The organism is Amycolatopsis cynarae, from assembly GCF_026802195.1.
GTDB classification, from domain to species: domain Bacteria; phylum Actinomycetota; class Actinomycetes; order Mycobacteriales; family Pseudonocardiaceae; genus Amycolatopsis_E; species Amycolatopsis_E rhizosphaerae.
In genome coordinates this window covers 2,726,821-2,747,820 of sequence record NZ_CP113836.1, presented here as the reverse complement: position 1 = coordinate 2,747,820, position 21,000 = coordinate 2,726,821, and the positions used below count along the sequence as shown (strand labels likewise).

Below are 21,000 nucleotides of genomic sequence, written 5' to 3'. Positions count from 1 at the left end.
GGCCCTCCGCGTCACTCGTTTGGTGGAATTCCCCCTCCGGCACCACCGGCTTGTGGTCCGCTTGCCGGTACCAGTTCGATCACCCTGCCCAAAAACGGCTTTTCCCGGAAAATTTCTGACGCACTGCTGAGATGATCTTAAGCCGCATGCTAGCGTCGATCACCGTGGGCCTTCGCCCCGAGTTGCCCAAGCGAGCCGTCTGACGGGGAACAGCGAAAGAATCAGGGAGGGATTCTTCGCCCTTGTTGTGCCATGCGCAAGACTGCGACCGCAATCGCCCCTACCGAATGCCGGCGGCCGACGTAATCGATCGATTATAGCCCAGCATTCCGACGAAGAGGGTTAACAATGGCTGAAGAAAATGCGAGGAAATCGATCGGGAGCGATGTGAGGAGACGGAACCCGTGAGCATGAACAGCAGATCCGGCAGCTCCGGCTCGCGCGGCTCCCGGACGGAGCACTACCGCTGCCTCGGCGTTGGTGTCGGTCCGGCGAACCTCAGCCTGGCGTCGCTGCTCTACAGCAGGCCCGACGTGCCGAACCTCTTTCTCGACCGGAAGGACCGGTTCGGCTGGCACGACGGCCAGCAGATTCCCGGTGCCAAGCTGCAGGTATCGCTGCTGAAGGACCTGGTCACGCTGTCCGATCCGACCAACCGCTTCTCCTTTCTGTCCTATTTGCACAAGCAGGGCCGGATCTATCACTTCGTGAACGCGCAGTTCGACTCGGTGCCACGCCAGGAGTTCCGCAACTACCTCGAGTGGGCGAGCCGGATCAACGAGAACGTCACCTTCGGGGAGGAGGTGCTCGGCGTGGAATTCCAGGACGTGTTCACCGTGCACACCAGCGACCGGGTCGTGACCGCGGACAACGTCGTGGTCGGCGTCGGCACCCAGCCGTGGGTTCCGGAACCGGCCCGGGGCAAGCTCGGTGGCACGCAGTTCCACGTCGCGGATTACGTCGCGAAATCCCGCGAGCTCGCGGGAAAGCGCGTCGCCGTGGTCGGCGGCGGCCAGTCGGGGGCCGAGGTCTTCCTTGATCTGATCTCCCGCCCGTCCGCGGAGCTGCCGCGCCGGGCGACCTGGATATCCCGGCGGCGCAACTACTTCCCCATCGACGATTCTCCGTTCACCAACGAGTACTACATGCCGAGTTATTCGGACTACTTCTTCGAGCTCGAACGCTCCACCCGCATCGCGCTCAACGCCCAGCACGTGCTCACCAGTGACGGGATCTCCGAATCCACGCTGCGCGAGATCTACCAGCGCTGCTACGCCCGCCGCTTCGTCGACGGCAGCCCGGACCTGTTCGCCCTGCTGCCCAACCGGAACGTCACCGATGTGCGGGCGGACCGCGGCGGCTGGGACCTGACGGTGGCCGGCAACGACGATCCCGGCCTGGTCGAGCACGTGGAGGTGGATCACGTGGTCTGGGCCACCGGCTTCCGGTCCGCGGCCACGGACTTCCTCGCACCGATCCGGCACCGGCTGGCGCGGGAGGGCGACGAGTACCGCGTCGACCGCGACTACGCCATCGAATGGGACGGCCCCCGCAACCGCAGTGTCTTCCTGCAGAACGGGGCACGCGGGCAGCGCGGCCTCGCCGACCCGAATCTCAGCCTGATGGCGTGGCGGAGCCAGCGCATTCTCGACCGGCTTCTCGGCGTGCATTCCAATGAGCAACTGGACTCGTTCATCGGCTGGTCGGCAAAGCACCCGACCGGCGAGTTCGGAAGGGCGTGAGCGCGGTGTCCGCGAACCAGTCCGCGAACCAGCCCGCGAAGGCGGGCACCGGCGGGCGGGCTCACACCCGCGTGGACGTCGCCGTGCTGGGCGCGGGCATCGTGGGCTGCCTGACGGCCCGCGAGATCGTCCACCGCTCCCCCGCCGCCTCCGTGATGCTGATCGACCGGGACGCGGTGGGGGGTGGGGCGAGCCTGCGCTCCGCCGGCTTGCACACCCCCCGCGGCACGACGGCGCGCGTGCGCCGGATGACGCGGTACAGCCAGCGCTTCTACACCGAACTGCGGCGCGCCCGGCCGGGCCTGCCGATCCACCCGGTTCCGATGACGGTGGTCGGCCCGCGGGACGGGCAACCGCTGGAGGGCACCTACCTCGCGGAATCCGGCCCGGTTCCCACGCGCGAGCTCCCCGAGGGCGTCCGGCTCCCGGACGGTACCGCGGCGTGGGAGATCAGCGGCTGCCACTACGCCGTCGTGCCCACGGTCGCGCAAGCGGTGGCGACCGACCTGGGCACCGGCGCCGACGTCCGGGAGGCCGTGCGCGTGCACTCCCTCGACGTCACAGCGGACGATGTCCGGCTCCGCCTGGGCACCGGCGAGACCGTGACGGCGGACCGCGTCGTGCTGGCTCCCGGCCCCTGGTTGTCCGCCACGCCGTGGGCCGGGCTGGTGGCTCCGCTCGGGGCGCGGGTGAAGAAGGTGGTCGCGCTCCACATCCGGTGCAGGCCCGGGCCGGATGACCGCGCGGTGTTGTTCCAGCAGGAGGACGCCTTCCTGCTGCCGCTGCCCGGCCGCGGGCACTGGCTGTTCAGCTACACCTGCCCGGAGTGGGACGCCGACCCCGACTCGCCCGCCACCGGGCTGACCGCGAAGAACCTCGTCGAGGCCAAGGAGATCTTGCGGCGCTACGCGCCCGGGATGGCGGACGCGTGCGCATCGGGCCGGGTGTTCTGCGACGCCTACAGCGGCACCGGGGAACCGGTGGTCCGCCCACTCGACGAGGGCGGCCGGGTGGTCTTCGCCGGCGCCGCCAACGGCTCGGGCTACCGGCTGGCGCCCGCCATCGCCGCCGAGGCTGCCGACCTCCTACAGCTAGCAGGGAGTGGATTGTGAACATCAGCACCTTCAGCGAGGAAGCACTGAGCAAGTCCTTCGGCATCGACGTGTCCACTCTGGACACCGGCGCGGCGGGCGACATCGGTGTGGGGGCCGCGTGGGGACGCGTCGCCCCGGGCGTGCGCTCGCTGACCCACCAGCACGACGAGACCGAGATGTGGGTGATCGTCGCCGGCTCGGGCGAGCTGACGGTGGACGGCGAGCGGCATCCCGTCTCGGCCGGATCGGTGGTCCGGTTCGACCCGTTCGAGACCCACTACGTGACGAACACCGGCGAGACGGACCTGCTGCTGGTGTCGTTCTTCTGGCGGGACGGGGAGCGCGCGGCGGAAGCCGCCACGCACCCGGTGCGGCGGGGCTTCGGCAGGCGCCCGGTGTTCGTGTTCTCCTCGGCCCCGACCCCCAACGGCGACCTGCACCTGGGCCACCTGGCCGGTCCGTTCTTCGCCGCGGACGCCTACACCCGGTTCCAGCGGATGAACGGTGTCGACGCCTGGCACCTGTGCGGCAGCGACGATTTCCAGAACTACGTGGTGGCGGCGGCGGAACGCGAGGGCCGCACCCCGGCCGGGACCGCGGCGCACTACAGCCGCCGGATCCGGGAAACGCTGCGGGCCATGGACATCGAGGTCCACCAGTTCACCGCGACGAGCGCCGACGAGAGCTATCCCGACGCCCTGCGGGCGTTCTTCACCCGGCTGGTGGCCTCCGACCGGGTGCGGTGGGAGGAGGCCGCCGCCCTGTTCGACCCGGTAACCGGGAAGTACCTCTACGAGGCGGGGGTGACCGGCGGGTGCCCGTCCTGCGGCGAGCTCACCGGCGGCAACATCTGCGAGGGGTGTCGCGAGCCCAACTCCGTCGCCGACCTCGTCGACCCCGTGTGCACCGCGTCCGGCACCACCCCGCGCGAGGGCACCGTGAAGCGGTACTCGCTCGCGCTGCACGAGTTCGCCGGCTCGGTGCGGGAGCACCACCGGCGTGGCCGGGTGCCGGCGTCGGTGAAGGAACTGGCCGCGCGGGTTTTCCGCCGCGAGCGTGTCGACGTGCCGCTGACGCATCCCGCCGAGTGGGGCGTCGCACCCGATGCGGAAGGATCCGAGGGCCAGGTGATCTGGTCGTGGATCGACTACGCCTTCAGCATCCTGCACGGCATCTCCTCGCTCGGCCGGGCGGCGGGCGAGGACTGGCGCTCGGCCGAACCCCGTGCGGACTGGAAGATCGTGCACTTCCTCGGGGCGGACGGCAGTTTCTTCCACCCCATCGTGATCCCCGCGCTGTACCGGGCGGCCCACCCCGGATGGGAGCCCGACATCGACTACCACCTCAACGAGTTCTACCTGCTGCAGCACAGCAAGTTCTCGACCAGCAGGCGGCACGCGGTGTGGGGCCGGGATGTGCTCGGCCCCGACACGGTGGACGCGGTGCGCCTCTACCTCGCGCTCACCCGGCCCGAAGGCAGGCGCACCAACTACGATCCCGGCGAGTTCGACGCGTTCGTCGCCGAGCGCCTGGCCACGCAGTGGCAAGGCTGGTTGGCGGACCTTGGCGAGCGCATCGGGACACGGTACGGCGGCAAGGCGCCCGACGCGGGCGTTTGGACGCCCGAGCACACCGCGTTCCTCGCCCGCCTCACCGAGCGCCTCGCCGCGCTGACACACAGCCTCGGCCCGGACGGGTTCTCGCTCAACCGTGCCGCCGAGACCCTCCTCGGCCTGGTCGACGACGCCTGGGAGTTCTCGCGGCGCGAGGCTCCCGCCGCCGACCTCGACCCGTGGCACGACGAGGCCCGCACGGCCGTGGCGCTCGAACTCGCCGCGGCTCGCCTGCTGGCCACCTGCGGCTCACCCGTGATGCCCAGGTTCGCGGCGGCGCTCGCCGGGGCCCTCGGCGGGCCTCCGGCCACCCAGTGGCCGCGGTCCGTGCGGCTCGTGCCGCCCGGCACGGCCATCGGCCTGGCCGGACACGTCTTCTTCGGCGAGAAGACCAGTAGCGCGAAGACCGAGGAGAGCGCCGACTCGCCGCTGCTGCCGTGGCTGTCCACGGTGGTGCGTGAGGTGCTGCGGCTGGCTGCCGACGAACCCGTGCGCGACCGGTCGCTGGCCGACCTCGGCATGGAATCGATCCAGGCCGTCGCGCTGCAGTACCAGCTCACCGACCGGCTGGGCGCGGACGTGCCGCTCGCGAGCCTGCTGAGCCAGGACGTCGCGGGACTGGCCGCGTCCCTCGCCCGGGACCTGCCCGCGGACGTCGTCCGGGAGCACACGGAGGTGGTGGCGTGAGTGCCGCCGAGGTACTGCGGGAACTGCGGTCCCGGGGACTGACCATCACGGCCTCCGGGCAGGACCTGCGGTTGCAGGGCCCACGCGAGCGCATGGACGCCGAGCTGATCGGGATGGTCAAGGCGCACAAGCCCGCACTGCTCTCCTATTTGGACACCTCGGCGCCGTTCGGCCTCACCGCCCTGCAGCGCGGCTACCTCATCGGGCGTGAGGAGCACGTGGAGATCGGTGCCACCGCCAGCCACGTGTACCACGAGATCGAGGGGTGCTGGGATCTCGGCCGTCTGGAGGAGGCGCTGCGCTCGGTGGTGGCTCGCCACGGCATCCTGCGCACCCGGTTCACCGACGACGGCACGCAGGTCGAGCAGCGCTCGACCTGCGTCCGCGTCGGGCGGTACGACCTGCGCGGGCACTCCGCCGAAGCGCAGCAGGAGCATCGCCGGAGGATGCGGGACGAACGGGGGCACCGCATACTGCCCGTGGACGAGGCACCGTTGCTGGCCGTGGACGTCACCGTCCTCGCCGACGACAGCATGGTGCTCCACGTCGATCACGACGGCCTGATCCTCGACGCCATCAGCATGTTCCTGTTCTTCCGGCAATGGTGGTCGGCCTACGAGCACGGCCGGATCGAGGACGCCGGGCCGGAAGCGTCGTTCGCTGACTACGTGGCGGCGCAGGAGCGTGCTCGCACGCGAGCCCCGGCCGAGCGTTCGCGCCGGTACTGGCTCGGGCGGCTCGACGACCTCGCACCGTATCCGGACCTGCCACTGGCCACCAGCCCGTCGTCCATCACGCGGCCGCGCTTCACGGCCCGCTTCGCCAGGCTCGACGAGAGCCGGTGGACGGCGTTGAAGGCCCGCGCCGCCGAGGCCGGCCTGACCCCGTCCGGCGTGCTGCTCGCCGCGTATGCGGAAACGCTGGCCTGCTGGGGCGCGGGGAAGCGGTTCACCCTCAACACCACGGTGGCCAACCGGCCGCCGATCCACCCCCGCATCCACGCCGCGCTCGGCAACTTCGGCGAGACGATGCTGGTGCAGGTCGAAACCGAGGGCGGCACGTTCGCCGAGCGGGCGCGGGCGATGCAGGCATCGCTGCGGGAATCGCTCGACAACCGGCACTTCTCCGGTATCGAGGTGCTGCGGGAACTCGCGCGGCGCGACGCCGCGGACGCGCGGATGCCCTACACGTTCAACAGCGCCATCGGTTACGAGGGCGCGGACGGGTCGGCGCTGGAACTGTTCGGCCCCGAGACCTGGACGTCGAGTCAGACGCCGCAGGTGTGGCTCGACGTGTCGCCGTTCGAGCAGCACGGCGGCCTGGTGGTGCAGTTCGACAGCGTCGACGGGCTGTTCCCGGAAGGCCTGGTCGACGCGCTGGTGAGTGGCTACCAGCGGCTGCTCGGCCTGCTGCTCGAAGAGGCGTCGTGGACGGCGAAGCTGTTCGACCTCCTTCCCGAGGACCAGCGGCGCCGCCGGGCCGAGGCGAACGACACCGAGCTCCCGGTGCCGGGTTCGCAGTTGCTGCAAGACGCTTTCCTGGCCCGCGCGGAGGCCGCCCCCGACGCCCCGGCGGTGTTCACCTCCACCGCGCGCATCACCTACGGCCTGCTCCGGGCGCATGCCGTCCGCGCGGCGGAATGGCTGCGGCGGCAGGGAGTCCGGCGCGACGAACCGGTGGCGCTGGTGATGACACGCGGTCCGGAGCAGGTGGCGGGGATCCTCGCCGCCCTCATCGCCGGCGCGGCCTACCTGCCGATCGACGCCGCGCTGCCCGCCGAGCGACAGGAGTATCTGCTGAAGGACTCGGGGGCGCGGTGCGTGCTCACCAACGCGGGCCACGAGGACGGCATCCGTGCGGTACTGCCGCTGGACCTCACCGGGCCGGTGGACCCGGTGGACCCGGCGGGACCGGCCGAGCACGCGCCGGGCGCGCGGCCCGGCGATCTGGCCTATGTGCTCTACACCTCGGGCACCACCGGCGAGCCCAAGGGCGTGATGGTGACGCACCGCAGCGTCGCGAACGTCGTCGCGGACTGCAACCGCCGGTTCGGGATCGGGCCGGACGACAGGTTCTTCGCCATCAGCGCGTTCTCCTTCGACCTCTCGGTCTACGACGTCTTCGGAGCGCTCTCGGCGGGCGCCGCGCTGGTGCTCCCGGACGCCGAACGCGCGGCCGACCCGGAGCACTGGCTGCAGTTGTGCGGCGAGACCGGGGTCAGCGTGTGGAACTCGGTGCCCGCGATCGTCTCGTTGCTGCACGAACACGCCGAGACCGAGGGCGCCGAGCGGCTGGCGGCACTGCGGCTGGTGATGATGAGCGGCGACCGGTTGCCGCCGGGCCTGCCGGCGGCGCTGCGCAAGCTCAAGCCCGGACTCGAGGTGGTCTCGCTCGGCGGGCCGACCGAGACCACCATCTGGAACATCCTGCACCCGGTCGGCGAGGACGAGGACGGCTCGGAGAGCATTCCTTACGGCAGGCCGAACGCGAACAACCGGGCGTACATTGTGGACAGTGCGGGCCGTGACCTGCCCGACTGGGTCACCGGCGAGATCTGTGCCGCGGGCGTGGGACTGGCCCGCGGTTACTGGGGTGACCCTCTCCGGACCGCGGAACGGTTCCTTGACGACCCGGTGCGCGGTGAACGGCTCTACCGCACCGGCGACCTCGGCCGTTACCTGCCCAGCGGGGAGATCGAGATCCTCGGCCGCACCGACTTCCAGGTCAAGGTGAACGGGTACCGGATCGAGGCGGGTGAAGTGGAGACCCGGCTGGCCGCACTCCCCGCGGTGCGGCATGCCGTGGTGACCAAGGAGGCGGGCACCGGCGGCGACCGGCTGGCCGCGCACCTGGTCCCCGCGGGCGGCAGCCGCCCGACGGCCGCCGAGCTCGGCGAGGAGCTGCGGCGGGTGCTGCCGCACTACATGGTGCCCTCGGCCGTGTACTGGCACGAGAGCTTGCCGTTGACCCGCAACGGAAAGGTGGACCGGGCGAAGCTGCTGCGGTGGGAGCCCGCGGAAACCGGGCCGGTGGTGGAGGGCGCCGCCCCGGACAGTGAACTGGAACGTGAGGTCGCCGGGTTGTGGGCGAAGGTGCTCAAGATGCCCACAGAACCGGCCGTCACCACCACGCTGTTCGAACTCGGCGGCGACTCACTGGCCGCCGCACGCATCCTCGCCGGGGTGCGCAAGCGGTTCGGGGTCACGTTCACGCTCGACCGGCTGCCCGAGGTCGACACCGTGCGCACCATGGCCGCCCGGATCGCCGCCGCCCCGGCCAGGAAGGGAGGCCCGCGGTGACGACGGCGCCTTCGATCCTCAACCACATCAACGCCGAGCCGCCGCCTGCCGGGCACCGCCTCGCCGTCGCCCGGCTCGACCGGATCGAAGCGCTGGACCTGCGGGACGTGCACGCCATGGCCGGGCGGCTCGCGGGCGCGCTGCTCGAACTCGGCGTCTCCCGGGGCGACCGGGTCGGCATTCTGGCACCGAACTGCCTCGAGTGGGTGCTGCTCGACCTTGCCGCATTGCGGATCGGGGCGGTCACCGTGGGCTTCGATCCGGCGAAGTTCGGCACCGACCCGGCGCTGATCGAGCGCTACGGGCTGGCCGTGCTCTTCGCCGACGGTGCCGACAGTGCCGACAGTGCCTCCGACGGTGCCGATGGTGGCGGGCCCCGGCTGCTCCCGGCCGCCGAGGCCCGGACGCTCGCGGAGACACCGGGCGTGGCCGTGCCCGAGCCGGTCCGCTACCGGCCGGAGGACTTCACGGCGATCAAGCTGACTTCCGGCAGCACCGGTGAGCCGAAAGGGCTGACCGCCTCCGTGGGCAGCATCGACAGCGGTATCGCCGCCGTGCAGGAGATCTTCGCCCACGGCGAGGACGACAACCTGTTCGTGTTCCTGCCGCTGTCGGTGCTCCAGCAGAGGTACTGGATCTATTCCGCGCTGCGCTACGGCCACGACGTCACGCTCAGCACCTACGAGGCGGCGTTCCCGACGCTGCGCCGGGTTCGCCCCACCGTCGTGATGGGGGTGCCGGGGTTTTTCCAGGCGGCGAAGGCGTACATCGAGCGTCAGGTGCAGCGCTCCGGACCCGAGATCCCGCCCGCCGAGGCACTGGCCGACGGCGCGCGGAAGGTGTTCGGCGACCGGATCCGCTATCTGTGGACGGGGTCCGCCCCGGCGGGCGGGGAGGTACTGCGCTTCTTCACCGACGCGGGCCTGCCGATCTACGAGGGCTACGGCCTGAACGAGACCTGCATCGTCACGAAGAACCACCCCGGCGCGCACCGGCCCGGCAGCGTGGGGAAGGTGTTGCCGCACAAGGAGGTGCTGCTCGACGCCGACGGCGTGATCAGCGTCCGGAGCCGGTATCCGGTCTGCCACCGCTACGAGTACGCCCCGCCGGGCGTGTCGGAACGGGTCTTCGGCGAAGACGGCACGGTGCGCACCGGCGACCTCGGCCGTTTCGACGAGGACGGCTACCTCTACATCCGCGGCCGGGCGGACGACGTGATCGTGCTGGAGAACGGCAGAAAGGTGGTGGTGCGGCCGATCGAGGAGCACATGCGCTCCTGTGCGGCGATCGAGGAATGCGTGGTGTTCTGCCCCACGCAGACCTACCTCGTGGCGGTGGTGTCCCCGGCGGCCGTGCCGGCCGACGAGGCCGCCGTCGCCGGGCAACTGGCCCGTACCAACGCCGCTTTCGGCCCGGACGAACAGATCCGCAAGGTCGTCATCGCCGACGAACCGTTCAGCGTCGGAAACGGCCTGCTCACTTCGCAGTTCAAACCGCTGCGCGCCCGCATCGCCGAGCGCTACCACCGCGAGATCCACGACATCAACGGGAGCATCCATGTCTGCTGAGAACCCCGCCGGACCGGCCGGTGAGGTCGAGAACGCGGTCCGCGAGAACCTGGCGCGGGTCCTGGGCAACGGCCTGGCGCCGGACGCCTTCGAGCCCGACCGGGACCTGGCCGGCGACTACGGCTTGACGTCGATGAAGAAGGTCATGTTCCTGATGGCCGCCTGCGACGACGCCGGGGTCGCCCTGGAATCGTTCACCGAGCCCGACGTGGCCGCGATGCGGACCCTGCGGGACGTGACCAGCGCGCTGGCCCGCCACGCCGGGGCGGTGGCGCGATGAGCTGGGCCGAACGCGCCAGGCTCGAGCTGGCGAACGAGCACGTCGTGCTGCGGCCGATCGCCGAGCAGGACCGGGAACCGCTGCGTGCGCAGGCGATGGACCCGTCCATCTGGCGCTACTTCGTGCTGCTGATCGAGACCGACGACGACTTCGACGCGTTCTTCGACACTGCGGTCGCCGACCAGTCGGCGGGTGAGCGGGTGGTCTACGTGATCACCGATCGCCGTTCGGGTCTGGTGGCGGGCAGCATGAGCTTCTGCAGCATCGCCGAGAGCGCCGGGCGGCTGGAGATCGGCTGGTCCTGGCTCGGGGTCAAGTTCCAGGGCCAGGGGATCAACCGCTGGGCGAAGTTCCTGATGCTGCGGGAGGCGTTCGAAAACCTCGGTGCCGAGCGGGTCGAGTTCAAGACCGACGCGCTGAACCTGCAGGCCCGGCAGGGGCTGCGCAACATCGGGGCGACCGAGGAAGGCATCCTGCGCAGCTTCAACCCGATGCCCGGCGGGCGCCGCCGTGACGCGGTGTACTACAGCGTACTGCGGCCGGAATGGCCGTACGTGCGCGACCAACTGCTGGCGGGGCCGAAGGTGAGGCCGCGCGAATCATGACGTTCCCCTTCGTGCGGCTCCGGGGTGACGCGTTCGAGCGCGGTTGGGTGCATGGGAAGGCGCTTTCGCGCCGCCTACGGGCCTTCCTCGATGACGGCCTGTGCCGTCTCGACGCGTTGCTGGACGAGCCGGTCACACTCGACCAGCTGCGGACGACACTGGCGAACTACCGTGCCGCGATCGAAACCGGCACGCCGAGACTGGCCGAGGAGATCCGCGGCCTCGCCGCCGGAGCCGGCATCACCGAGGACGAGGCCACGCTGCTGCAGGTCCGCCGGGAAATCCTCGGCTACCAGCGCGTGCCGACGCTCGGCGACTGCACCACCTACGCCCGTTCCGCCGGATTGGAACCGGTGCTGGCACAGACGGTCGACCTCAACGGCGACCTCGACGAGTACCTTGCCGTGCTCGACGTCTCGGCGGGTCCCCGGCGCGCGCTGGTGCTCAGCTTCGGTGGGCTGCTGGGCTACCTCGGCGTGAACGACGCCGGGCTCGCGGTCGGCCTGAACCTGGTACTCGGCGGCGACTGGCGGCCCGGCCTGCCACCGTATCTGGCGATCCGGCACCTGCTGGACACCGCGGGCAGCGTGGGCGAGGCGGTGGAGGTGCTGCGCGGGCTGCGCCTGGCCAGCTCCCGGTCACTGACCCTGTGCGATGCGAAGACCACCGCCTGGGTCGAGGTGCTCGGCGACGAGATGAGCGTGTCCGAAGGGCCGGAATCCTTCCACACCAACCATTTCCTGCACCCCGGGTTCACCGGGCACGACGAGCTCAACGTGTTCGCCCGCAACTTCTCCCGGCTGCGGCTGAAGACGTGCCAGGCCGGCGTCGCGGAGCTGCCGCGCGACGCGACCACCGAGGACCACTTCGCGCTGCTGTCCACCGCCCCGATCCGGGTCGAGGGCACCGGTGACCTCCGGCGGGAACGGACGGTCGCGGCGGTCGTGCTGTGGCCCGGTCGCGGCGAACTGCACGTGCGCGCCGGTGACCCGGCCGTCTCCCCCACCCGCTCCTTCGCACTCACCTGACCGGAAAGGAGACGCCCGATGCCCGATCCCGGATGGTTCCTCGTCCAGGGGGACAACCGGCCCGCCCGCGTGTTCTGCTTCCCCTACGCCGGCGGCGACCCCCGCACCTGCCTCGGCTGGCAGCCCGCCCTCGACGCCGACGCCGACGTCGTGGCCGTCTGCCCGCCGGGCAAGGCCCACCGCGCTCACGAGACGCTGCCGCCGTTCGACGCGCTGGCCGACACCGCCGCGGAGGCGATCGCGGAGGAGTCGCGCGACGACCCGCGTCCGATTCACCTGTTCGGGCACAGCTTCGGCGGACTGCTGGCGTTCGAGGTCGCACGCCGGCTCCGCGGCCTGCCGAACCTGCGGCACCTCGTCGCCTCCGGTATCTCCGCGCCGTCGCTGCTGCCGTCGCGGCGGGTACGGCGGATCGCGGAACTACACGGCAAGGAGTTCGCCGAAGCGCTGGCCTTCTTCGGGCAGTTCCCGCCCGACGTGCTCGCCGACGAGGACGTGCTCGCGCTGCTGCTGCCCGGGCTCAAGGCGGACTTCGACCTGGCGGTCGGCTACCGCTATCGACCGGCCCCGCCGCTGGAGATCGGCGTTTCGGTGATCGTCGGCCGCGACGACCCCCACGTCGGCGACACCGAGGTCGAGCCGTGGCACCGCGAATGCGTGGCCCCGCCCGCCCACCACCGGGCCGACGGCGGTCACTTCTACTTCGACCCCGACCCCGCGCCGGTGGTGGACCTGCTCCGGTCCGTCGTCGCCGCGGGCAGGCACGTGGAGGTGATCTAGCGTGGACGGCACTGTTTTCCTGCGCGGGCCGCGGTACGTGCTCGGTGAGGAGGAACTGGACCACACCGAACTGCCGGACCTGGCCGCGAAGGCGGACGAGTACGGTCTCGCGCCCGATGCCGGTCTGTGGGGCTGGGGCAGCGTGTTCCGCACCACGCGCGGTCTCGACGAACTGGCCGTCGACGCCGGTACGGCGACACTCCGGGCCACCGGGACCAGCCCAGCGGACGTCGACGCGCTGGTGTTCTGCTCGACGTTCGTGCCCGGACGGCCGGAGGGACACGGGACGTTCCTGCGGACCGTGCTCACCGGCATCGGGCTGGGCGACGTCCCCGTGTACGGCCTGAGCCTCAACCGGTGCGTCAACCTGCTCGCCGGGATCGACGTGGCGTCCTCACTGGTGGCCGCCCGCCGGTACCGGCGGATCCTGGTGGTCACCGCGGACCGCGTGTTCGACGAGGCGGACCGCATCACCGGCTACGCGCTGTTCAGCGACGGCGCGGCCGGATGCCTGATCACCGGCGACGGCGGCGGAGACAACGACGACGCCTACGAGGTCCTGGGGTGCGCCAACGCGCAGGAGACCGCTTCCCTGGACTGGTCCGCGGAGATCAGCTCCGACCTGGCGAGGCAGGTCAACGAGAGCCTGCTCGGTCCACTGGCGATGAAGGTCACCGAGCTGGACGTCCTGCTGCACGCCAACATCTTCCTGCCGGTGCTGGTGATGAAGGAGCGGCAGGCGGGCTTTTCGCGCGATCAGCTGAACACGGCCAACGTCACCCGCGTCGGGCACTGTTTCGCCGCCGACCCGGTGCTCAACCTCGCGGACCTGGAGGCAGCCGGAGGGGTGCGGCCCGGCGGCCATTACCTGCTGGCGTCCAGCATCCCCGGCTCCCGCCTCGGTGTCCTGCTCCGCAAACCGGCACACGAGAAGCAGGAGGCAACGCTTCATGCCCGCTGAGATGCCCGCCAGGCCCACGTTCGTCCCACCCGACACCACCACCGCGCTGCCGAAGCTTGGGTTCCACTTCAGCGCCAAGGGCCGCGAAGAGGCGATGCGCGTGCTGTCCGCCGGGCCCGCCGGCCTGTTCCGCGCCCTCCTGCACGATCAGGAGTCGGAGTCCACCCTGCTCGTGGCACGGCAGGTGCTCGAGGCGTTCCTGATCCGCGGCCGGGAACTGGCCGCGAAGTCCCCGGAAGCGGGAACCCCCTCGCGGGACTTCGCCACCACGGTCGCCGCGCTGGTCGAGAGAGCACGCGACGAACTCGCCACCGAACTGGACGCGCTGGACGAACTGGCCGTCACCGACCCGGACGTGCGGACGGCCGTGCTGCGCCAGCGCGGGGTGCTCGGCCTGCTGGCCGGGTGCTGGCTGGACGTCGTGTCCCAGCCGGCGACCCAGCCCGCGGTCGTGGTCAACCGGCTGTTCGCCCAGCATTTCGCGCTCCGCGGCGCGGGCGATCCACGCCGGTCCGCCCGCTACCGGCGAGCCAGGGCGCTTGAGGACGCGGACGCCGCGCTCCCGGACGTCGCCGCGGCCGACTTCCTCGAACGGGCGCAGGCGAGGGACCTCACGATCCTGCTTGGTTGCTTCCCGCTGGCACTCGCGGTCCTGCCGGCGAACTTCCTGCCCGAGGTCGTCGGGGTGCACTACGCCTTCCACGCGCTCGGTGTCGACGACCGGCTGCTCGGCACCCCGCCGCCGCTGCCCGAATCCGAACTGCGGGAACTGCTCGCCGAATACGCACGGCTCGCGGGCGACGAAGAACGCGATCGGCTCTTCGCCGCCGTCGTGCTCACCCTGGCCCTGGAGCGCGAGCACGTCGCGATGCTGGGGCAGCTCGCCGAATTCCGGAAGACACAGCCGCTGGAATCGAAGGTCGCGGAGATCTTCGCCAGGCACGCCCCCCTCGCCGGACGCCAGCACGGGCGAATCCGCGTGGGCGGGTTGCCGCTCGTGGACATCTTCGACGGCTTCGGCCGCGTGGCCGGGCAGGTGGACGAGACGGCGCTGGCGGAGTTCCTCGCGGAGTTCCGCGAATCGCCGTATTTGAAGGCGCGGCGGGACGGTGACTGCAGGTTCCTCGCGGCGATCCGGTTCGGCGGGCCGATGTTCGGTATTTTCAGCACCGGGGAGGCGCGGGTCCTTGCCGAATGGGTGGCAAGCGTGCAGGCGGGCGAGCGTCCGGACATCGTGCTGCCACCGAACACGGCAGGCGAGCACCGGGCCCGGTACTGGCGCGAAGCGATCGCCGCCGCCCGCCCGGCCGACGTCGTGGTGTCCGAAGAGAAACCGGTGGATCACCGCGAACTCTTCTACCGCCTCGTCAACATCGAAAACTTCGCCAACACACTGTCCCTGGCCGCCGAACGGGCGGAGAAATGCTTCCAGGACGCCGAAATCCTGTTCGCACACGGCGCCGGCGGCCGCTACACCGACGCGAGTTTCTTCGAGTACAGCCCCGATGCCCTCTATCAGCGCGCGGAGCGCATCTACTGGGAGAAGCTGGTGGACCCGTTCGAACCGCTGGCCGAGATCCCCGACGTCGACGAAGTGCTGTTCCGCCAGAACACCTACCACCTGACCTACCTCATCGACGGGGCGTGGCTGCACAGGCTCGGCAGGCTCGGCAGGCAGGAGCGCGAGAGCGACAACATGCTTTTCGCCATCTATGCCGACGAGATGGGTAACGGCGACGTCCGCAAGAACCACCTCACGCTCACGCGGCGCGCCCTCGCCAGCATGGACATCCGCCTTCCGCACATCCGGACGGCGGAATTCATGGACCAGGACGAGTTGCCCGACGACCTGTACGGGTTCGCGCTGCAGCAGCTGTGCATGTGCCTGTTCCCCGACCGGTTCCACAACGAAATCCTCGGCTACAACCTCGCCATCGAGATGTTCGGCTCCGGCGAGATGCGGCTGCACGAGATCCAGAAGCTGCGTCACCACGGCTTCGACGACTGCTACGAGCAGGCGCATCTGACCATCGACAACTTCTCCGCCGGGCACGCCAAACAGGCGGCCGACATCATCGTCGCCTACCTCGACCGGGTCCGCAGGACCAGCGGCGACGGCGCCATCGCCGAGGAGTGGCGGCGGATATGGCGGGGCTACGCGTCGTTCGCGTACTTCCTCGAGCAACCAATGCTCAAGGAACTCGCCGCCCGGCAGGCCGCCGAGCCGGTCCGGGAAACGACGGCGGAGCTGGTGCTGTGATGGCGGGGCAGCACACGACGCGGATCACGATGCGGCACGAGACGCGGCCGACCGAGCGGCGCGCTCCGATCTCTCCTGGTGACGCCGCCGCCCTCGCCGGCCAGGGAATCACCATCACCGTCGAACGATCGCCGCAACGCGTGTTCGCCGACGAGGAATACGCGGCCGCCGGGTGTGTCCTCGCACCGGCCGGGAGCTGGCGGGACGCGCCCGCGGACGAATTCGTCATCGGGCTCAAGGAACTGCCCGGCGAGCCGGAAGCACTGCGCCACCGGCACATCTATTTCGGCCATGCCTACAAGGGACAGCGCCACGCGCGAGCGCTGCTGCGCAGGTTCGCCGAAGGCGGCGGGGCACTGCTGGACCTTGAACACCTCGTCGACGCGCGCGGCAGGCGGGTCGCGGCGTTCGGGTACTGGGCAGGGTATGCGGGCGCCGCGCTGGCCGTCCTGCACGGCCGCGGGCACCTCGCCGCGCCGTTGAAGCCCGGCACCAAGGAAGAGCTGGACCGCGCGTTGCGGCGGGACGGCGAACCCGTGCGCGCGCTGGTGATCGGCGCGCTCGGCCGGTGCGGGCGTGGCGCCTGCGACGCTCTGGCGGCCGCGGGCGCCGAAACGACCCGTTGGGACGTCGAGGAAACCCGCACCCTCGACGTCCTAGCGATCCTGGAGCAGGACATCCTCGTGAACGCCGTACTCGCCACGGGAGCCACCACGCCGTTCCTCGCGGCCGAAACCCTGCGGCACCCGCGCCGGTTGTCCGTGATCGCGGACGTCACCTGCGACGTCGGATCCCCCTTCCACACCCTGCCGATCTACGACGAGGTCACCACCTGGACCGAGCCCGTGCGCCGGCTCGGGCACAACGGCGCGCCCCTCGACCTCATCGCGATCGACAACCTGCCGTCGCTGCTGCCGCGCGAGGCCAGCCTCGACTTCTCCGCGCAGCTGACCCCGCACCTGCGCTCGCTCGAGGACATGCCGCCCCTGTGGCGGCGGTGCCTGGACACGTTCCGCAAGGCCAGCGCGAACTTCGGTCTCCCACAGGAGGACACCCATGCCTGAACCCCTTCCCAGGACCGTCCACTGGGTCGGCACCGGTTTGTCGACCGGCCGGGGGCTGAAGGTGCTGACCGGCACCGCGTCCCGGGTCGTGCTGTGGGGCCGGACGGCCGCGCGTGCCCGCGAATGTCTGGACCGCGTGGGCGCCACCGGCTCCGCGGAGGCACGGGCGTTCGACCGGGAAACGCTGGCGAGGGAAGTCTCGCCCGGTGACGTCGTCGTCTCGATGCTCCCCGGCACCGAGCACGCCGGCCTGCTGCGGCTCAGCCTCGATCGCGGCGCGCACTTCGCCTGCAGCAGCTACGTCTCCGACGAGATCCGGGCCGGGGCGGAGCGGGCAGCCGCCGCCGGGCTGTCCGTGCTCACCGAGGCCGGGCTGGACCCCGGCATCGACCACCTCTTCGCGGACCTGCTCGTCGACAAGGCGCGGAAGGCGCTCGGTGACACCCTGCGCGCCACCGCGAGCTTCACCTCCTACTGCGGCGGTGTTCCCGCCGAGCCGAACGAGTTCCGCTACCGCTTCAGCTGGGCGCCCCGCGGCGTGCTGACCGCGCTCCGTGCGCCCGCCCGCTATGTCGAGGAGGGCACCGAACGCCTCGCCGAACTGCCCTGGGAGGTCACCCGTTCCCTCCGCCTTGGCGAGGAGGAGTTCGAGGTCTATCCCAACCGCGACAGCCTGCCCTACGTTTCCCGCTACGGCATCCCGGCGGAATGGCACCTTGAGGAGTTCGTGCGCGGCACGCTGCGGCTCGACGGCTGGCTGTCCGCGTGGGCGGACGTCTTCGCCGAGGTCCGCTCGGGTGACGACGACCGGATCACCGCGCTGGCGCGGGATCTCGCGGCCCGGTACCCGACCACCGAGGCGGACCGGGACCGGGTGATCCTGGCGGTCGCGCTCTCCGTTGCCCGGGAGGACGGTGAGCGCTGGTCCGGGGAATACCGGCTCGACCTCACCGGCGATCCCGCGGAGAGCGCGATGTCCCGCTGCGTGTCGGTCCCGCTCGCGTTCGGCGCCGCCGAGATCCTCGCCGGCGCCCTCCCGCCGGGACTGAACCAGGCCGCGCCGGACGCCGCGGCCGCCTCGCGCTGGCTCGATCACCTGCGCGAGAACGGGATCCCCATCAGCTACCACGACAACCCTCACCGCCGTCGCGACGCCCGCGGCGCATCGTCTCGAGAGGAACAGCGCGCATGACCCCCGCCCTGCCCCGTGCCTTCATCCTGACCGGGTCGTTCCCGGTGATCCGGCGCAACCCGCTCTACCTCGACGAGCTCACCCGGCGCGGGCTGAAGATCCTGGTCATCACCGCCGAGTCCTACCGCGGCCAGGCTTCCGCGGCGATGTCCGATCCGGCGAACCCGGCGTCGCAGATCACCGAGATCGCCTTCGTGTCCGGCGACTTCACGGTCCAAGGCGCGTTCCTCGCGGGCGCGGTCGCGCACACCACTGCGTGGCGTGCGCGCTACGAGATCGTCGGCGCCTATGCCGTCGGTGACTACCTCGCCGAGCCCACCGGCCTGCTCTGCGACGGTCTCGGCCTGCCCTCGCCCGGCCTGCGCGCCAGTCGAGCGTGCCGGAGCAAGTACCTCCAGCGGTGGTACGTGCCCGAGCTCAGCCCCTCCTCGATCACCATTCCCGCCGAGCAACGGGATTCGGCCGACCTGAGCGCGGTCGCCTATCCCGCCGTGGTGAAGCCGGCCGCCCGCGCGTCCAGCTCCGGCGTCGAGACCGTGCTCGACGAGGCCGAACTGCGGGACCGGATCGCCGGCTACCCCGGCCATGAAGTGGTGCTGGTCGAACACAAGGTCGCGGGCCCGGAGTATTCCGTGGAGAGCCTCGTGCAGCACGGCCACGTCGTGTTCGCCTCCGCGACGGGCAAGGAAACCACCGATTCGCATGCCCGCACCTTCGTCGAACTCGCCCACAGTGTGCCCACGCCGGACCGGGACGTGCACGAGCGGCTGGTCGCGGCCAACGAGGTCCTGCTGCGGCGCCTCGGCTTCGAGAACGGCATCGCGCACTCGGAGTGGCGCGTCGGCGAGGACGGGCAGCCGGTGCTGATGGAGGTCGCGGGACGCACGCCCGGCGACGGACTGCTGGTCCTGTATCACCTCGCCACCGGAGTGCCCCTCGAGCCCGAGATCATCCGCATCGCCCTCGGCGAGGAAGCGTCCTACCCGGCGCCGCGCCGCTTCACCCGGCAGGTCTACCTGGAACACGAACCCGGCGTGCTGTCGGACGTCACCGTCGACTGGCCTGGGGTGGAGCCGGTGTGGATCGGCGAAAGCGGGGTGTGGCCCGAGATCGCGCCGGGCCTCGACGACGGGCCTGCCCTGCGCGCCGTGCTGGTCCTGAAACCGCGCGGCAGTGTCCTTGTCCCACCCGCCAGCTCCGATGACCGCTCCGTCACGTTCTTCATCGACGCACCGAGCCCCGGCGAACTCGACGAACTGGAGAAGCGGGTGCGCGACTGCGTGACGATCACCGTGGACCGCGCATGAGCGGCCCCACGGACCGCGCGGCCGTCATCGCCACCTTCCGCGATTCACCACCGGCCGTGAAGACGTTGCTCGCGGGTGTCTTCATCAACCGGCTCAGCGGTTTCCTCAACATCTTCCTCGTGCTGTTCCTGACCTCGACCGGGTACGGCGAGGAACAGGCCGCGCTGGCCGTCGGCGTCTACGGGGTGGGCGGGGTCGTGGGGGTGCTGGCCGGTGGTTTCCTCGCCGCCCGGATCGGCGCGCGCGCCGCCACCGTGATCAGCATGAGCAGCGCGGGCGCGCTCATGGCGTCGCTGCTGTACCTGCCCTCCTACGGGCTGATCCTCGTCGTGGTGGCCCTGGCCAGCGTGGCCGCCCAGTTCTACCGGCCGGCTTCCGCCGCCCTGCTGTCCGACCTGGTGCCGGAAGGCCGCCAGGTCATGATCTTCGCGATGTACCGCTTCTGCCTCAACGTCGGTGCCACCGTGGCGCCCCTGCTCGGCCTCGGCCTGTACCACCTCGCGGGTGAGCGGTACGGGCTGGTGTTCTGGTGCGAAGCACTGGTCGCGGTGGCGTATGCCGTCCTGGCCGGTTTCACGCTTCCCGCCCACCGCGGTACGCGGGCGACCGGGGTCGTCACCCGTGGCGGCTACCGGGAGATGATGCGCGACCGGCACTACCTGCTGTATCTGGTCGCGATGTTCTGCCAGGGCGCCGTGTACGTGCAGTACCTGTCGACCCTGCCGCTCGACGTGCAGGCGAGCGGGATCCCCGTTTTCTGGTACACCCTTGCCGTGTCCGTCAACGGGTTGATGGTCATCGCGTTCGAACTCCTGGTCACCAAACGCACGCAGGCGTGGCCGATCCGGTTGACGCTGGGGCTCGGGCTGGGACTGATCGGGGTGGGAGTCGCGGCCTACGGCCTGCCCGCCCTGCCTGCCGTGATCGTGGGCGCCACGCTCGTATGGTCGCTGGGGGAGATCATCGGAGGGCCTGCCACCTTCGCCTACCCCGGTCTACGGGCGCCGGCCTCGCTGAAGACCCAGTACATCGGCGCGTTCCAGTTGATGCTCGGCACCGGTACCGCCGCCGGACCGGTGCTCGGCGGGTGGCTGTTCCTGCGCTTCGGGCACAGCGTCTGGCCGGTGCTGGCGATCGGCTCGGTCCTCGCCGTCAGTCTCACGCTGGCCGCCACTCGCGGTGCTCGCACGGAGCCGGACTCGTCGGTCGCTGTCGTGGCCGACAGCCCGGCACCCGGCGCCTGAACCGCAGAGGCCTGCTCGGAGAGCACGGAGCAAGCCTGTTCGGCGGGTTGCCATCTCGTCCTCCTGATCCACATCCTGCCGAAAAGTCTGGAGACCACTTTGCAGAGAAGTTCTACTGTTTTTCGAAAGGGGGCGCCGTAGTAATCGCCGAAAATGGGGCGAACACGGCTTTGGGCATGGCGTGTTCATGAAGCGACGCGCGCTCCCGCGCGCACTGGAAATCCGGTGGACCCGGTGGCGGGGCGCTGGTAACCTGCTCGTCGACCGTGGCATCGA

The 21,000-nt window shown here is 70.7% G+C and carries 15 protein-coding genes; all 15 read left to right on the top strand.

Annotated elements, in window-relative coordinates; genetic code table 11:
• The first annotated feature begins 410 nt into the window (after positions 1 to 410).
• The 15 genes from ORV05_RS13005 to ORV05_RS12935 are packed head-to-tail and all read left to right on the top strand — an operon-like array spanning position 411 to position 20,724.
• Positions 411 to 1,742, top strand: a complete 1,332-nt coding sequence (locus ORV05_RS13005) for a lysine N(6)-hydroxylase/L-ornithine N(5)-oxygenase family protein (protein ID WP_268758742.1) — start codon at positions 411 to 413, stop codon at positions 1,740 to 1,742.
• Entirely contained in the window at positions 1,739 to 2,854 is a 1,116-nt protein-coding gene (locus ORV05_RS13000; RefSeq protein ID WP_268758741.1) for an NAD(P)/FAD-dependent oxidoreductase, read from the top strand. Before ORV05_RS13005 ends, ORV05_RS13000 begins: the two co-directional genes overlap by 4 nt.
• Positions 2,851 to 5,136: a class I tRNA ligase family protein gene (locus ORV05_RS12995; protein ID WP_268758740.1), complete on the top strand. Its 2,286-nt coding sequence runs from the start codon at positions 2,851 to 2,853 to the stop codon at positions 5,134 to 5,136. The genes ORV05_RS13000 and ORV05_RS12995 overlap by 4 nt, the downstream gene beginning before the upstream one ends.
• A complete protein-coding gene (locus ORV05_RS12990) occupies positions 5,133 to 8,435 on the top strand; it encodes a non-ribosomal peptide synthetase (protein ID WP_268758739.1) in 3,303 nt (1,100 codons plus the stop codon). Before ORV05_RS12995 ends, ORV05_RS12990 begins: the two co-directional genes overlap by 4 nt.
• Positions 8,432 to 10,003 carry an AMP-binding protein gene (locus ORV05_RS12985; protein WP_268758738.1) on the top strand — a complete coding sequence of 524 codons (1,572 nt, stop codon included), beginning with the start codon at positions 8,432 to 8,434 and terminating at the stop codon, positions 10,001 to 10,003. Before ORV05_RS12990 ends, ORV05_RS12985 begins: the two co-directional genes overlap by 4 nt.
• Complete coding sequence (locus ORV05_RS12980) at positions 9,993 to 10,283, top strand: acyl carrier protein (RefSeq protein ID WP_268758737.1); 291 nt, start codon at positions 9,993 to 9,995, stop codon at positions 10,281 to 10,283. Before ORV05_RS12985 ends, ORV05_RS12980 begins: the two co-directional genes overlap by 11 nt.
• Positions 10,280 to 10,888, top strand: a complete 609-nt coding sequence (locus ORV05_RS12975) for a GNAT family N-acetyltransferase (RefSeq protein ID WP_268758736.1) — start codon at positions 10,280 to 10,282, stop codon at positions 10,886 to 10,888. Before ORV05_RS12980 ends, ORV05_RS12975 begins: the two co-directional genes overlap by 4 nt.
• Positions 10,885 to 11,916, top strand: coding sequence for a C45 family autoproteolytic acyltransferase/hydolase (locus ORV05_RS12970; protein WP_268758735.1), 1,032 nt, complete (start codon positions 10,885 to 10,887; stop codon positions 11,914 to 11,916). The genes ORV05_RS12975 and ORV05_RS12970 overlap by 4 nt, the downstream gene beginning before the upstream one ends.
• Positions 11,917 to 11,934: 18 nt before the next feature.
• Positions 11,935 to 12,696 carry a thioesterase II family protein gene (locus ORV05_RS12965; RefSeq protein ID WP_268758734.1) on the top strand — a complete coding sequence of 254 codons (762 nt, stop codon included), beginning with the start codon at positions 11,935 to 11,937 and terminating at the stop codon, positions 12,694 to 12,696.
• Position 12,697: 1 nt separating this feature from the next.
• The gene (locus ORV05_RS12960) at positions 12,698 to 13,657 is read left to right on the top strand and encodes a beta-ketoacyl-[acyl-carrier-protein] synthase family protein (protein ID WP_268758733.1); all 960 of its coding nucleotides are present in this window, start codon (positions 12,698 to 12,700) and stop codon (positions 13,655 to 13,657) included.
• Positions 13,647 to 15,917, top strand: a complete 2,271-nt coding sequence (locus ORV05_RS12955; protein WP_268758732.1) for an iron-containing redox enzyme family protein — start codon at positions 13,647 to 13,649, stop codon at positions 15,915 to 15,917. The genes ORV05_RS12960 and ORV05_RS12955 overlap by 11 nt, the downstream gene beginning before the upstream one ends.
• Positions 15,917 to 16,981, top strand: a complete 1,065-nt coding sequence (locus ORV05_RS12950) for a saccharopine dehydrogenase (RefSeq protein ID WP_268758731.1) — start codon at positions 15,917 to 15,919, stop codon at positions 16,979 to 16,981. The genes ORV05_RS12955 and ORV05_RS12950 overlap by 1 nt, the downstream gene beginning before the upstream one ends.
• Positions 16,974 to 18,173 carry a saccharopine dehydrogenase C-terminal domain-containing protein gene (locus tag ORV05_RS12945; RefSeq protein WP_268758730.1) on the top strand — a complete coding sequence of 400 codons (1,200 nt, stop codon included), beginning with the start codon at positions 16,974 to 16,976 and terminating at the stop codon, positions 18,171 to 18,173. Before ORV05_RS12950 ends, ORV05_RS12945 begins: the two co-directional genes overlap by 8 nt.
• On the top strand, positions 18,170 to 19,480 hold the full coding sequence (locus ORV05_RS12940; RefSeq protein ID WP_268758729.1) for an ATP-grasp domain-containing protein: 1,311 nt from the start codon (positions 18,170 to 18,172) through the stop codon (positions 19,478 to 19,480). Before ORV05_RS12945 ends, ORV05_RS12940 begins: the two co-directional genes overlap by 4 nt.
• Positions 19,477 to 20,724, top strand: coding sequence for an MFS transporter (locus ORV05_RS12935; protein WP_268758728.1), 1,248 nt, complete (start codon positions 19,477 to 19,479; stop codon positions 20,722 to 20,724). Before ORV05_RS12940 ends, ORV05_RS12935 begins: the two co-directional genes overlap by 4 nt.
• Positions 20,725 to 21,000 lie beyond the last annotated feature (276 nt).